This window comes from Xanthomonas sp. CFBP 7698 (assembly GCF_003600855.1).
Lineage (GTDB): Bacteria > Pseudomonadota > Gammaproteobacteria > Xanthomonadales > Xanthomonadaceae > Xanthomonas > Xanthomonas cannabis.
Window position 1 is genome coordinate 781,820 of record NZ_PRDN01000001.1, and the last position, 14,401, is coordinate 796,220.

At 66.5% G+C, this 14,401-nt stretch carries 10 protein-coding genes; 4 read left to right on the plus strand and 6 right to left on the minus strand.

All coding sequences use genetic code 11. The features are described from left to right. Positions 1-108 precede the first annotated feature (108 nt). The gene (locus tag XnspCFBP7698_RS03260; protein WP_104581814.1) at positions 109-1,407 is read left to right on the plus strand and encodes an MFS transporter; all 1,299 of its coding nucleotides are present in this window, start codon (positions 109-111) and stop codon (positions 1,405-1,407) included. Positions 1,408-1,494: 87 nt separating this feature from the next. Here XnspCFBP7698_RS03260 and XnspCFBP7698_RS03265 read toward each other — a convergent pair whose 3' ends face one another. The 3 genes from XnspCFBP7698_RS03265 to ispG all read right to left on the minus strand — a co-directional run bounded on the left by XnspCFBP7698_RS03265 (position 1,495) and on the right by ispG (position 4,148). After that, positions 1,495-1,875, minus strand: coding sequence for a cupin domain-containing protein (locus tag XnspCFBP7698_RS03265; protein ID WP_233548916.1), 381 nt, complete (start codon positions 1,873-1,875; stop codon positions 1,495-1,497). A 328-nt stretch (positions 1,876-2,203) separates the two neighbouring features. Next, the gene (locus XnspCFBP7698_RS03270; RefSeq protein ID WP_104581815.1) at positions 2,204-2,902 is read right to left on the minus strand and encodes a phosphatase PAP2 family protein; all 699 of its coding nucleotides are present in this window, start codon (positions 2,900-2,902) and stop codon (positions 2,204-2,206) included. Beyond that, positions 2,883-4,148 (minus strand): flavodoxin-dependent (E)-4-hydroxy-3-methylbut-2-enyl-diphosphate synthase, encoded by a 1,266-nt coding sequence (gene ispG, locus XnspCFBP7698_RS03275; protein ID WP_104581816.1) that lies wholly within the window; start codon positions 4,146-4,148, stop codon positions 2,883-2,885. The genes XnspCFBP7698_RS03270 and ispG overlap by 20 nt, the downstream gene beginning before the upstream one ends. Before the next feature lie 120 nt (positions 4,149-4,268). On the opposite strand from ispG, the gene XnspCFBP7698_RS03280 reads away from it, so the two are divergent. Together XnspCFBP7698_RS03280 and XnspCFBP7698_RS03285 are read left to right on the plus strand one after the other, a co-directional pair. After that, a complete protein-coding gene (locus tag XnspCFBP7698_RS03280; protein ID WP_039415018.1) occupies positions 4,269-5,495 on the plus strand; it encodes an ATP-binding protein in 1,227 nt (408 codons plus the stop codon). Beyond that, entirely contained in the window at positions 5,492-6,070 is a 579-nt protein-coding gene (locus XnspCFBP7698_RS03285) for a response regulator transcription factor (protein WP_046962497.1), read from the plus strand. The genes XnspCFBP7698_RS03280 and XnspCFBP7698_RS03285 overlap by 4 nt, the downstream gene beginning before the upstream one ends. Before the next feature lie 43 nt (positions 6,071-6,113). Here XnspCFBP7698_RS03285 and XnspCFBP7698_RS03290 read toward each other — a convergent pair whose 3' ends face one another. Continuing rightward, positions 6,114-7,106 carry a glycoside hydrolase family 5 protein gene (locus XnspCFBP7698_RS03290; protein WP_104579545.1) on the minus strand — a complete coding sequence of 331 codons (993 nt, stop codon included), beginning with the start codon at positions 7,104-7,106 and terminating at the stop codon, positions 6,114-6,116. A gap of 424 nt (positions 7,107-7,530) precedes the next feature. Here XnspCFBP7698_RS03290 and XnspCFBP7698_RS03295 point away from each other — a divergent pair, with 424 nt between their 5' ends. Beyond that, positions 7,531-9,384: an EAL domain-containing protein gene (locus XnspCFBP7698_RS03295; RefSeq protein WP_104579544.1), complete on the plus strand. Its 1,854-nt coding sequence runs from the start codon at positions 7,531-7,533 to the stop codon at positions 9,382-9,384. 184 nt (positions 9,385-9,568) lie between these two features. On the opposite strand, the gene XnspCFBP7698_RS03300 is transcribed toward XnspCFBP7698_RS03295, so the two are convergent. Next, the gene (locus XnspCFBP7698_RS03300) at positions 9,569-11,131 is read right to left on the minus strand and encodes a sodium/sugar symporter (RefSeq protein ID WP_047696119.1); all 1,563 of its coding nucleotides are present in this window, start codon (positions 11,129-11,131) and stop codon (positions 9,569-9,571) included. 258 nt (positions 11,132-11,389) lie between these two features. Continuing rightward, complete coding sequence (locus XnspCFBP7698_RS03310; RefSeq protein WP_047696100.1) at positions 11,390-14,005, minus strand: exo 1,3/1,4-beta-D-glucan glucohydrolase; 2,616 nt, start codon at positions 14,003-14,005, stop codon at positions 11,390-11,392. Between the last annotated feature and the right edge of the window lie 396 nt (positions 14,006-14,401).

Genomic DNA, 14,401 nt, shown 5'->3' on the forward strand with positions numbered 1-14,401 from the left:
ACAGAATCGGCATACCGGTCCATGCTGCAGGTCGCGCTAGCATGGGATGGCACGCCGCGACCGCCGTGACTGGCAGGCGCGCCACCACCCGCAACAGGACGCAGCTGCATGAACACGCATGACGCTCTCGGCACCGCCGCCCCACACCACCTGACGCGCCGCGACTACAGGACGCTGACCCTGGCCGCGCTGGGCGGCGCGCTGGAGTTCTATGACTTCATCATCTTCATCTTTTTCGCGAAGGTGCTGGGCGAACTGTTTTTTCCCCCAGGCATTCCGGAATGGACGCGGCAGCTGCAGACCTTCGGCATTTTTGCGGCCGGTTATCTGATCCGTCCGTTGGGCGGAATCGTGATGGCGCACTTCGGCGATCTGCTCGGCCGCAAGCGCATGTTCGCGCTCAGCATCGGCCTAATGGCATTGCCCACGCTGGCCATCGGTGTGCTGCCGACCTACGCGCAGATCGGCCTGGCCGCGCCATTGTTGCTGTTGACGATGCGCCTGCTACAGGGCGCGGCGATCGGTGGCGAGGTGCCCAGTGCCTGGGTGTTCGTTGCAGAACACGTGCCTGCGCAGCGCAGGGGCCTGGCCTGCGGCACATTGACTGCCGGCCTGGCTGCCGGCGTGCTGCTCGGCTCGCTCAGCGCCGGGGCGATCAATCGCGTCTACACCCCGCAGGAGATCGCCGACTACGCCTGGCGTCTGCCATTCCTGGCGGGCGGGGTCTTCGGCCTGTTGTCGGTATATCTGCGGCGCTGGCTGCACGAGACCCCGGTGTTTGCCGAGATGGTGGCGATGCGTGCCCTGGCGCGCGAAACGCCACTGAAGGTGGTGGTGCGCGACCATCCGCGCAGCCTGGCGCTGTCGTTATGGCTGACCTGGGTGGTGGCAGCGGCGGTGCTGGTGGTGTCGCTGATGACCCCCACCTTGCTGCAGAGCGCTTATGGCTACCCTGCCGCGGTCGCCTTGCAGGCCAACCTGCTGGCGGTGCTGCTGCAGGCCATCGGCTCGGTGGTGGCCGGCGCGCTGTCGGATCGCTGGGGCAACGGCCGCGTGCTGCTGGGTGGGAGCGTGCTCCTGGGCGTGAGCGCATGGCTGTTCTATCGCTTCGCCGGCGACCCGCAGTTGCTGTTCCCGCTGTATGCGTTGTTGGGCGCGGCGCTTGGCGTGCTGGGCGCAATCCCGCGCGTCATGGTCGAAGCGTTTCCGCCGGTGATCCGCCTGTCTGGCGTGTCGTTCGCCTACAACCTGGGCTACGCCGTGTTTGGCGGCCTGACCCCGCTGGTGGTGGTGATGCTGCTCAAGCAGCATCCGATGGGACCGGCGTATTACGTGATCCTGCTGGCGATGATCGGCGGCGTGATCGGGCTGCGGCTGTGGGGCGGTGAATACACACGCAGGCTGTGAGTGCAACGCTGTGGCGGCGGGCGAGGCCGGCAACGCACGCGCACGCCATCACGGGCATTGGCTAGAGGCTTCGTGCAACCTGCCGGCCTAGCCTGTGTGCAGCCCATCGAGTTCGGGTAGCAGCACCACGCTTTCGTGCGTGTTCGGATCGGTTCGGGCCACCAGCACAACTGCAGGTTCCGCGCCGTCGTTGTAGGGCTGGTGCGGCATGCCAGCCGGGATATAGAGAAAATCGCCTGGCTCCACCACCTCGTGATGCTGCAGCGCCGCGCCGTACCAGACCTTGGACACGCCGGTCAGCGCGTAGATGGCGGTTTCGTGCGCCGCATGCAGATGCGGTTTGGCACGTGCGCCTGGTGCAATGGTGACCATGTGCAGGCTGAGATGCGTTGCGCCCACGCTTTGCGCACAGATGCCCATCGCGTACTGGACGCCCTGCTCCGCCAGCGTGACGTCGCTTGCGCGCAAGACCCGGCAGCTTGCCGCTGGGCCAGCATTGGGTAACACCACATCCACGTGCATGTTTTCAGCCATCAGCTTGCAAAGTGGCCTGCGCAGTCGCCGGGTCGGTGCGCCGCGCCGTCCTGCCTGATCGGCACGACGGCGCGGCGCAGGCAGCGACGATAGTCCAGGGGAACGATGTCTTCCCACACGAATGCGAACCCGGCATCGTCAAACCGAAATGCCCAGGTGCCAGCCGCTGGCGGTACGGCAGACCACGCATGGCGCAGGCCGCGCCGCCGCCGGCACCTGCCGTGCCGCTGCGCGGGACTCAGGACAAGCCGCGAACCGCCACTCAGGCGGAGGCGATGCGGCGACGCCAATGCGGCCGCCGTGCGCCGCGAAACATCACCAGATACAGGCCGACCACCCACACCAGCGCGGCCGACCAGCCACCGAGGATGTCGGAGGGGTAATGCACGCCCAGGTAGATACGCGAGACCCCGACCAGCAGCGCGAATGCGCTGGCCGCAATCGTCACCGGCAAGCGCCAACGGGTGCGCCAGGCCAGCGCGATGACCACCGCCGCGAGCGTCATCGAGCCCATCGCATGACCACTGGGAAAACTGAAGGTGCTCTCCGGCGTGATCGATTCCCACAGGCTCGGCCGGTTGCGCTGAAAGAACTGCTTGGCGCCCATGTTCAACAGCGCCGAGCCGCCGAAGCCGAGCGCGGCAAAGGTGCCCTCACGCCAGCGCCGCAATACCAGCAGCACCAGCACGATCGCGATATCCGCCGGAATCACGCCGTACTGGTAGCCCACCTTCGATATCACGCCGAACAGCGCATCCAGCGTCGGGGTGGCGATGCTGCGCATGCTCCACAGCAACGGCTCGTCGAAATAGAAATTTTCCAGCTCGTGCACTTCATCGGCCAGGTCCACGAACAGGCCCAGCGGCAGCAGCACCCCGACGAACAACAGTCCCATGCGCCACGCATTGCTGCGCAACCACGCCTTGAACCCGGCCGGCGACTCAGCCGGCGCGGCGGACATAGGTGCGTTCGACGTACTGGTCGATCAGGTCGATGAATTCGTAGGCGATATTCTCACCGCGCAAGGTGACGCTTTTTTCGCCATCGATGAACACCGGCGCGGACGGCGCCTCGCCCGTGCCCGGCAGCGAAATACCGATATTGGCGTGGCGCGATTCGCCCGGGCCGTTGACCACGCAGCCCATCACCGCCAGGGTCATGTTCTCGGCGCCGGGGTTGGAGATCTTCCACTCCGGCATCTTGGCGCGCACATGGTTCTGCACCACGCCGGCCAGTTCCTGGAAGAACTCGGAGGTGGTGCGCCCGCAGCCGGGGCATGCGGTGACCATCGGGGTGAACGCGCGTTGCCCGGTGGTCTGCAGCAGCTCCTGCGCGACCACCACTTCCTGCGTGCGCGACTGGCCGGGCTCCGGCGTCAGCGAGATGCGGATGGTGTCGCCGATGCCCTCCTGCAGCAGCACGCTCAGCGCCGCAGCCGAGGCGACGATGCCCTTGCTGCCGATGCCGGCTTCGGTCAGGCCCAGGTGCAGCGCAAAGTCGCAGCGGCTGGCCATGTCGCGATACACCGCGATCAGTTCCTGCACACCGGACACCTTGGCCGACAGAATGATGCGCTCGCGCGGCAAGCCCAGCTCCACCGCACGCTCGGCCGAATCCACCGCAGAGCGGATCAAGGCCTCGCGCAACACCCGGCCGGCATCCCAGGGCGTTTCGCGCTGCGAGTTTTCATCCATCAGCTGCGCCGCCAGCGACTGGTCCAGCGAGCCCCAGTTGGCGCCGATGCGCACCGGCTTGTCGTACTTGATGGCGAACTCGATCAGCTGACCGAACTGCAGATCCTTCTTCTTGCCGAAGCCGACATTGCCCGGATTGATGCGGTATTTGGCCAGCGCCTCGGCACAGGCCGGCTCGGCGGCAAGCAATTGGTGGCCGTTGTAATGGAAGTCGCCGATCAACGGGACTTCGATCCCCATCATGCGCAGCTTCTCCACGATGCGCGGAATGGCGGCAGCGGACTCGGCGTTGTTGACGGTCAGCCGTACCATCTCCGAGCCGGCGCGCCACAGTTCGGACACCTGTTTGACGCTGCCGGCGATGTCGGCGGTGTCGGTGTTGGTCATCGACTGGACGACCACCGGGTGGCCTCCGCCCACGATCACGCTGCCGATCTTGACGGCCTGGGTGATGCGGCGCGGCCAGGCGGTGGCATCGGCGGGAGGGGTTGGGCGGGTCACGGCGTCATGCATCGCGCTATTTTAGCCTGTCCGCCGTCGGCTCACAGCTGAAGCAGCGCGCGGGCCGCCGCCGGCGCCGATGCGACGGTTTGTCGCAGGCCACCATTCCCCTGAGCGCATAGCATTGCCGTGATGAACAGCTCCGACGCCTCCTTCCTGCGGACCCTGTGCAGCCTGCGCTGGCTCGCCACCGCCGGCCAGGCCGCCACCATCCTGGTCGCCACCGGCCTGATGGGCTTGAACCTGCCGCAACAGCCGCTGTGGGCCGGTGTCGCCGCACTGGCGGTGTTCAACCTGTACGCCCAGCTGCGTGTGGCCCACCGTGGCGCGGTGAGCCCGGCCACCGAATTCGGCCACATCCTGGTCGATGTGACGGTGCTGACCTGGATGGTGGGCTGGAGCGGCGGCATCGCCAATCCGTTCGGCTCGCTGTTCCTGGTGCTGATCGCGCTGGCCGCGTTGGCGCTGCCGCTGGGCTGGGCGATGGCGGTGGCGGCGTCGTGCGTGGCCGGCTACGTGATCAGCGCGGCGTTCGGGCTGCCGCTGCCCTACGGCAGCTTCGACCCGCTCAGCCTGCACATGTGGGGCATGGCGGCCAACTTCCTGCTCTCCACGGTGGTGGTGCTGGCGTTCGCCACCCGGCTGGCGTTGTCCATGCGCGAACGCGAGCGCGAGATCTCCACCCTGCGCGAGCGCTTCGCCCGTAATGAAGGCATCGTCGCGCTGGCCACGCATGCGGCCTCGGTGGCGCATGAATTGAATACTCCATTGGCGACGATGACCCTGCTGGTGGACGACATTGCCGATCAGTGCGACCAGGCCGAACTGCGCGAAGACCTGGACACCTTGCGCGAGCTGCTGGTGCAATGCCACGAACGCGTGCTGGCCCTTGCCGCGCCGGCCGACAACGGCCACCTGAGCCGCGAAGTGGCAGTCAAGGACGTGCTGGAGCAATGGCGGCTGGTGCGCCCCACCATCGAGCTGCGCCGCAACGACGACGCACCGATGCGGCTGATGCTGCAGCCGGGCGTCAGCCACCTGCTGATGGTGCTGCTCAATAACGCCGCCGATGCCGGCGAACGGGCCGGGCGCCCGCAGATCGACCTCACCTTGCGCGTGGAGCATGACCATCTCAGCGGCGAAGTGCGCGATTACGGCCCCGGCTTCGACACTGCGCAGGCCATGTTGCCGGGCACCTTGTTCAACAGCGGCAAACACGACGGCATGGGCGTGGGCCTGGCGCTGTCGCATGCCACCGTCGAACGCCTGCAGGGCGAATTGTGGATGCTGCCCGCCGAAGGCAGCGGCGCCCGCGTCGGTTTCCGTCTGCCGCTCTCCGAACACGAGGCACTCGCATGACAAGCACTCCCATCCGCACCGGCCTGCTGGTCGACGACGACACCTTGTACCTGCGCACGCTGCAGCGCAGCCTGGCGCGGCGCGGGGTGGAAACGCTGACCGCCACCGACGCGGCCAGCGCGCTGTCCACCGCGCGTAGCGCCCTGCCGGATTTCGCCTTGATCGATCTCAAGCTCGGTCACGATTCCGGCCTGAGCCTGATCCAGCCGCTGCGCGAGATCCGCGCCGACATGCGCATTCTGCTGGTCACCGGCTATGCCAGCATCGCCACTGCGGTGGAAGCGATCAAACTTGGCGCCGACGACTACCTGCCCAAGCCGGCCAATATCCCCACCATCATGCGGGCGCTGGGCGAAGAAGATGACGACCTTCCCGAGCCGGACGAAGAGGAAACCGCGCAGGAAATGATGACCCCGCTCAGCCGCCTGCAGTGGGAGCACATCCAGCAGGCCCTGCACGAGACCGGTGGCAACGTCTCCGCAGCCGCACGCCTGCTCGGCATGCATCGGCGCTCGCTGCAGCGCAAGCTGACCAAGCGCCCCAGCCCGGGTCCATTGCGCGAACCCGGGCGCTGATGCGCCTGGGTCGCACGCATGTCCTGTCAGCCCACCCACTATCTCAACGCTGTCGGGCAGCAAACACGCTTGCCCGGCGCGAGGTGGCACGGATGCCGTCGGAGCCTTCAATCAATGTGCGGCCCCAGCTGCTCAGACGCGTCGGGTCCCAGCCAAGCACGATATCCAGCGACTGGGTGCTGCTGTCGTTGCCCGACCACGACCAGCCCATGTAGCCCACGTTGTACTGGCGCGCGCGCCGCATGATGGCGGCCTCGTCCACCTGCGCGCCGCGATGGTCGGCACCGAATTCGCCCACCACCAGCGCCAGGCGGTTGCCCTGGAATGCACGCAGGTACGCATCCACCGTGGCATCGTTGCCGAACACTTCGTACATGTGCACGCTGAAGACCAGGTTGCGACGGCTGTCGAGCGCCAGTAACGCAGCCGCGTTGTCGCGCATGTAGAACTGCCAGTCCTGGCCCCAGTTGGGCGCGTCCACCATCAGCGCGTGGGTCAAGCCGGCGTTGCGCAAGGTGGCAATCGCACGGGCATGGCCGTTGACCCACTCGCTGGCACTGAGGCGGTTGCCGTACGGCTCGTTGCCGACATTGATGATGACGTAGTTCTCCTGCCCCACCAGTGCGCCGCGGATGCTGGTCCAGTAGGTGGCCGCGTCGGCCAGGGTCCCGGCGGCGCCGTCCTCGCCGTAACCGGTGGTGTCGTGCACTTCCAGCACGGCGATCAGGCCCAGGCTCTTGCAGCGCGCGATGATGCGCGCCACCTCCGCTTCGGGCGTGCGGTTCCAGCGATGCCCGCTGCTCAGCACCACGCGCACGCTGTTGGCGCCGGTGGCGGCAATCTGCGCCAGCGCCGCATCGGTACGGTCGGCAAACCAGGCATGTGGCAGGTTGATGCCGCGCAGGACCAGCGCGTTGCCGTTGCTCTCGCGCAACTGCGTCCCGGACACGGACAAACCAGCCTGTGCGGCGGACGCCAGCGCAAGGCCGGCCACCAGCAGCAGGGCGCGCTGCGCCAGACGAGTGAAGATCTTCATGGTCGCTCCAAGGTGGGTGCCGTGGACGCCTCGGCACGCAGTCGCATGCCCGGCCCACGTGCACCCACCGTGCCCACCGTGGGCATGCGCAATCGGCGGCCAGGTCACAGAACCGACAAAAACCGCAGATGCGGACCGAGCGCGCAGACCGCGACGCCGGCCGCTGGTAACGTTAACTTCCGTGCGTTCCCGGCAGTTGCCGGTGTCTTCTGCAAGGCGCATCCAGCCTTGCAGAATGACGCGCGCGCGGCCTGCCGCGCTGCGCACTACGGTGCTGCAACGCGAAACCACCGGCAGCCTGCGGGTCGGTGCCGGGGCCATGCACGCGCCACGCCTTGCGCTGCAACACGCTACAGCGCTGCTGCCAGCTGAATAAGCCGGAGCGCGTACGTCAAGAGGTGGCGGCCTGGGCCGATAGAGGCACATGCAACCCTCGCCCGCCCCCAACTCCCTGCCGTCCTCCATGACCGACGAAGCCACCCGTCTGGCCGTCTTGCGCGGTCTCTGCCTGCTGGATTCGCCGCCGGACCCGGTATTCGAGACCATTGCCGCGATGGCCTCGCGCAGCCTGGGCGCGGAAATCGCGCTGGTGTCGCTGGTGGACGAACATCGCCAGTGGTTCAAGGCACGCGTCGGCCTGGACGCGTCGGAGACCCCGCGCGACCAGGCGTTCTGCGCCCACGCGATCCGCTCCGACGAGGTGATGGTGGTACCGGATGCGCAGCTGGACCCGCGCTTTTGCGACAACCCGCTGGTGCTGGGCCCGCCGTATATCCGCTTCTACGCCGGCGCACCGCTGAAATTGCGCGAGGGCCACAGCATCGGCACGCTGTGCGTGATCGGCACCAGCCCGCGCGATGGCCTGGATGCAGAGGCATTGACCCGTCTGGAAGGTCTGCGCGACCTGGCCGTACTGCGGGTGGAAAACCTGCGCAGCACCACCTACCGTGATGGTGCCACCGGCCTGCCGAACCGTTCGCGTTTCAGCGAAGACCTGGATACTTGGCTGTCGCAGCGCGACACCGCACCGGCCACCACCGCGGTGGCCATCGATGTCTGCGGCAGCGATTATTTTCGCGACATGGTCAAGGCACTGGGCTGGGACTACGCCGATGGCTATGTCGCGCTGGCGCAGCGTCGCCTGGCCGCCTACCTGCCCGGCGGCACCCTGCTGTACCGGCTGGACCCGACCACTTTCGGGTTCATGACACCCACCGAGAACCAGCGGCTATCCAGCCTGTGCAACAAGGTCTCCAAGGCCTTTGCCGAACCGCTGGATCATCAGGGCATCCCGCATACCGCGGTGGCTTCGATCGGCGCGGTATCGCTGCAGACCAGCTACGGCGCCGCCGACACCATCCGCTCGCTCACCACCGCTGTGGACGTCTCGCGCGAGCGCGGGCTGGCGTGGAGCATGTACGAGCGCAAGCATGACGTGGCGCAACGCAATACCTTCCGCCTGCTTGCCGCCCTGCCCGCCGCACTAGACAGCGCCAGCCAGCTGCGCCTGCACTACCAGCCACGCGTAGACCTGCACGACCACCGCTGCGTGGCGGTGGAAGCCCTGCTGCGCTGGCAGCACCCGATGATCGGCCCGGTGTTGCCGTCCGACTTCGTGCCGATGGCCGAAAAGACCGCCCTGATCAACCGCATCACCGCCTGGGTCATCGACAACGGCATCGCCCAGGCCGCGCGCTGGCAGCAGCAGGGGCTGGATTTCAATCTCGCCCTGAACGTGTCGGCGGCCGACCTGGACCGCCGCGGGTTTGCCGGCCTGCTGCGGCGCGGCCTGGAACGCCACAAGCTGGACCCGCGCCGGCTGGAGATCGAATTCACCGAAAGCGCGATGATCCGCCACCCCGACCACCTGGCAGAGGAGCTGGCGGCGGTGGCGGCGTTGGGCGTGCACATCGCCATCGACGACTTCGGCACCGGCTACAGCAATTTCAGCTATCTCAAGCAGTTGCCGGCCAGCTCGTTGAAGATCGATCAGTCGTTCATCCGCTCGCTGCCCGACAACCGTACCGACCGCACGCTGGTGCCGGCAATGATCCAGCTCGGCCACAGCCTGGGCCAGCGCGTGGTGGCAGAAGGCATTGAGTCGGCCGAGGCCTACGCGCAGCTGCGCGCCTGGGGCTGCGACGAAGGCCAGGGCTACTGGATCGCAAAACCAATGCCGGCTGCCGCACTGGAAACCTGGCTGCAAACCCCGTGGCACGAACCGCTCGCGGCACCGGTGGATCTGCTCGCAGCCAGCCTGGCTGCAGCGCGGGTCTGAGGCACGGCCATCGACGATGACGATGTCGTTGGTGGGAATCGGGAATCGGTGGGAGCTGAGGCGACCGCGCGCTTCACTGCAACGCTGAAACGCACTGCGGCGCGACACCGGGGTGCCGCGCCGCAGTGCGTATATGGAGTGAGCGGCTGACGCACGCGGCGTCAGCCACTTTTGTAACTGCCGCTTACCAGAACACCGCGTACAGCACGACCAGGATCGCGATCACGCCGGCGGCGCCGACCTTGAAGCCCAACGTGGTGCCATAGGCCACATCGTCGGTGCGGATCAGATCGCGTGCCTGGGTGGCCGGCGTCATCAACGACACCAGAACCGCCAGCACCAGCGCGGCCAGGAACACCACGCCGATGCGGTCCATGAACGGCAGTTCCGGCCAGGCGAACTTGAGCGCGAACGACAACACCACCGAACCGATCGCCGCGGTCAGTGCGCCGGCTTCGTTGGCGCGCTTCCAGAACAGGCCGAGCATGAAGATCACCACCACGCCCGGCGTAAAGAAGCCGGTGAATTCCTGGATGAACTGGAAGCCCTGATCGAAGTTGCCCAGCAACGGCCGCGCGGTGAGGATGCCGATCAGCACCGACACCGCCGCCACGATGCGGCCCACGCGCACCAGCTGCTTCTGCTCGGTGTGGGGGCGGAACTTGGCGTAGAAATCCAGGGTGAAGATCGTCGCCACCGAATTGATCTTCGACGCCAGCGAGGCCACGATCGCCGCCACCAGCGCTGCGAACACCAATCCCAAAATACCGGTCGGCAACAACTGCATCATGGTCGGATAGGCCTGGTCGGGCTTGGCCAGGTCCGGCGCCAGCACCACCGCGGCAATGCCCGGCACCACGATCACCAACGGCATCAGCAGTTTCAGGAACGCCGCAAACACCATGCCCTTCTGCGCCTCGCCGATGTTCTTGGCCGCCAGTGCGCGCTGGATGATGTACTGGTTGAAGCCCCAGTAGCTGATGTTCATGATCCACAGCCCGCCCAGCAGCACGCTCAGGCCGGGCAGATCCTTGTAGAACGGGTTGTCCTTGGACAGGATCATGTGGAAGTGCTCGGGGTGCGCGCTCCACAGGTGCTTGAAGCCGGCCAGCACGCCGGCGCCATCACCGATCCGCGCCAGGGTCAACCCGGCCACCAGCAGACCGCCCAGCACCAGCAGCGTGACCTGCACGATGTCGGTCAGCGCGACAGCTTTGAGACCGCCGTACAGCTGATAGACCAGCGCGAACACGCCGATCAGCGCCAGCGCCAGGGTCTGATCCATGCCAGTGACCTGGCTCACTGCAATCGACCCAAGCCACAGGATCGAGGTGAGATTGACGAACACGTACAGCAGCAGCCAGAACACCGCCATCAACGTACGGATCCACTTGCCGTAACGCTGCTCCAGGAATTGCGGCATGGTGTAGATGCCGTTGCGCAGGAAGATCGGCAGGAAGAACTTGCCCACGATCAGCAGCGTCAGCGCCGCCATCCATTCGTAGGAGGCAATCGCAAGACCAATGGCATAGCCCGAACCGGCCATGCCGATGATCTGCTCGGCCGAAATGTTCGCGGCAATCAGCGATGCGCCGATCGCCCACCACGGCAACGACTTGCTGGCCAGGAAGTAATCCTCGGCGCTCTTGCTGTGGCCTGCCTTCTCGCGCGAGACCCACTGCGCAAGTACGAAGATGCCGGTCAGGTAGACCAGCACAATCACGATATCCAACGTCGCCAAACCCACTGCACTCTCCTGTCTGGCTCTGGGGTATGCGCCGACGGTCGGGCAGGACTGCAGAAAGCCACCGCCGCGCACCAGGTGCACGATGGCAGCGCGGCGAACCGCGGCTGCAGGCCATCCCGGCCGATCGACAACACCGCCCCCGCGGCGGCTGATGACACCACCGCGATCGGTGGCCGCTGTAATGCGTTGCCGATGGCGGCAACGCGCTTGTTTGCTTGCGTTACGTCATGCCCGGCGGCCTGCCGCCAGGCATGCGCATTACTTGACCGGGCAGTCCACGGTGGCTTCGGCTTCGTTGAGCGCGCCCAACGCCACCCTGGACACCGACAGGTTCAGTGCCGCAGCGCTTTCGATGCTGGCCACCTGGGTCAGCTTGGTCACGTCGGCACCGGCCACTGCGAAGCACTTCAACGGCACGCCGACCACCTTCCACTGACCTTGCGGCAGTGCGGCCAGGGTCTTCTGTGCATCGACCCGGCCACCGCACTTGTCGCCGCAGCCCACGCCCAGCCACACCGGCGCGGTCACGGCGCTGTCGCGGCGCACGGTCAGCTGCAGCTGCACGTCGCCGTTGCTCTCACGCGACACATCCACCGGCTTGCCGGACACCAGCAGCACGCTGGCGGCCTTGTCGCCGGACCACACCAGGCGGCGTGCATCTTCCTGCGCCTTGTGATCGACCGCGCTCATCTTCAGGCTGCCGTCGGACAGGCCCACCGGCAAGGTGGTCGCCGGCATGTTGGCCTGGCCCGCATTGGACAGCTGCATGGCAATCCCCAGTGCCGGCTTGCCGCGCACGAAGTACACCCCGCCCACCGACTGCTCGCCGGACACGCCCGATTCTTCCGGCAGCGCCGCCAGGTCACCCTTGTCGGCGTAGGTCAAGCCGAAGCCGAACTTGAACTGCGGGTCGTAGTCCTTCTGGCCGACGTTGTTGGCGAACTGCATCGCGTTCTTGGGCCAGGAGAAGCTCAGCTTGCCCTTGAAGTCGTTCTGCACGCTGCCATCTGCCTTGCGCAGCAGCACATCGGCAATGCCTTCGCCTTCCGAACCCGGCAACCACGCAGCCACGAACGCGTCGGAGGCGTTGATGTACTGGTTCATCCACAGCGGACGCCCGCTCAGGAACACCGCCACCACCGGGATGCCTTCGGCCTTGAGCTTCTTGATCAGTGCCAGCTCGCTCTCGTCGCCCGGCTTGTACAGCAGGGTGGCAATATCGCCCTGGAACTCGGCGTACGGGTTTTCACCGAACACCACCACCGCCACGTCGGGCTTGGTCTTGTAGGCGCCGTCCACGGCCAGCTCGGCGCTGCCGCCGGCCGCCTTGATCTGCTTGTCCAGGCCTTCCCAGATGGTGTTGCCATTGGGGTAGTCGCTGCGCTTGGTGCCGGTGCCCTGCCAGTTCAGCGTCCAGCCACCGGACTGCTTGCCCATGTCGTTGGCACCATCGCCCAGCACCAGCACGCGCTTTTTGGGATCCAGCGGCAGGATGCCGGCCTGGTTCTTCAGCAGCACCAGCGACTCGCGCACCGCCTGGCGGGCGATGGCGCGGTGTTCCGGTGCGCCCAGCAATTCGTACTTGCCACCGAGCGGACGCTTGGACGGCTTGCCGGCCTCGAACAGGCCCAGACGCAGCTTGACGCGCAGGATGCGGCGCACCGCATCGTCCAGGCGCTCGGCCGAGATCTGGCCGGACTTCACTGCTGCCAGTTCGGTTTCGTAGATACCCTTCCAGCTATCTGCGGCCATCGCCATGTCGACGCCGGCAATGAACGAGGCCGGGCAGTTGTCGTTGGTGCAGCCCTTGACCTGGCCCTGGCCGTTCCAGTCGCCGACCACGAAGCCGCCGAAGTTCATGCGGCCCTTCAGCACGTCGGTCAGCATGACCTTGTTGCCGTGCATCTTTTCGCCGTTGAAGCTGTTGAACGAGGCCATCACCGTCTGCGCACCGGCCGCGATCGCCGGCGGGTAACCGGCGGCGTGGATGTCGCGCATGGTGGCTTCGGACACCTTGGTGTCGCCCTGGTCCTTGCCGTCGGTGGTGCCGCCGTCGCCAACGAAATGCTTCACCGAGGAAATCACGTGGCTGCCGTCCAGGAACTGCGGCGTGCCCGGGGTGCCCTGCACGCCTTCGACCATCTTGCCGGCGAAGCTGGCCACCACATCCGGCGACTCGGAATAGCCTTCGTAGCTGCGTCCCCAACGGTCGTCCTGCGGCACTGCCACGGTGGGCGCGAAGGTCCACTCCATGCCGGTGACGCGGGTTTCGGCAGCGGTGACCTCGCCGATCTTCTTGATCAGGTCGGGGTTGCGCGTGGCCCCTAAGCCAATGTTGTGCGGAAACAGCGTGGCGCCGACGATGTTGCTCTGGCCGTGCACCGCATCGATGCCGAAGATGATCGGAATCGCATTGCCGCCCTTGGAGGTGTCCATCGACGCTTCATAGAACGCGTCGGCCAGCTTCAGCCATTCCGCCGGGCTGGCGTTGTACTTGCCGCCCGGGTCGGAATTGCCGCCGGCCAGCACCGAGCCGATACGGTACTTGCGCACGTCGTCCGGGGTCAGGCTGGCGATGTCGCCCTGGACGGTCTGGGCGACCTTTTCTTCCACGCTCATCTTGGCCATCACGTCGGTGATGCGCTGCTCCAGCGCCGCGTCCTGCGCGAATGGCCACTTCGGCGAGGGCCACTGGTCCGGATGGATGGTGGTCGAAGACTCCGCAGGCGCGGTGGCCGGGGCGGTCTTGCTCGCCTCGGCAGCGGTGGTGTCCTTGCCTTGGCAGGCGGCCAGCATCAGCACCGCCGCAGCGGTTGCCAGAGAGAGGGCACGCCGCGCGACGGGCGCGGCGGTACGACGAAGCAGCTTGTCCAAGATCCGGGTCTCCAGGGTGGTTCTCCCACGGCGATGCGTTGCGCCGCAGGCCATTAGGCGGCGTACGCTTGCGTGATTCCCCTACCCTGTCAACAACGCGCTCCCATATGCCAAATGACGGTCAACTTATTGACCGGGGCTATAGCGTTGGAATACCGGCAGCACCTGTGAAACCACGGAAAACTGCCGAATCCGCTGCCGCGCTTGGCATTCCGCGCAGCTGCACTTTGCTGCAATGCACCACCCGCAGGTCCTGGCAGTGCGCAGCCGCCGCCTATGCTGGCCTGCTGCAGCGATCGCTTGTGCGGGCGCGTCCGAACGCACGCCAACGGGTGAGCTCGCCGTCAAACAACTGTCATACCGCCGGCCTAGCGTGACCGGCTTGCCGATGTGCCA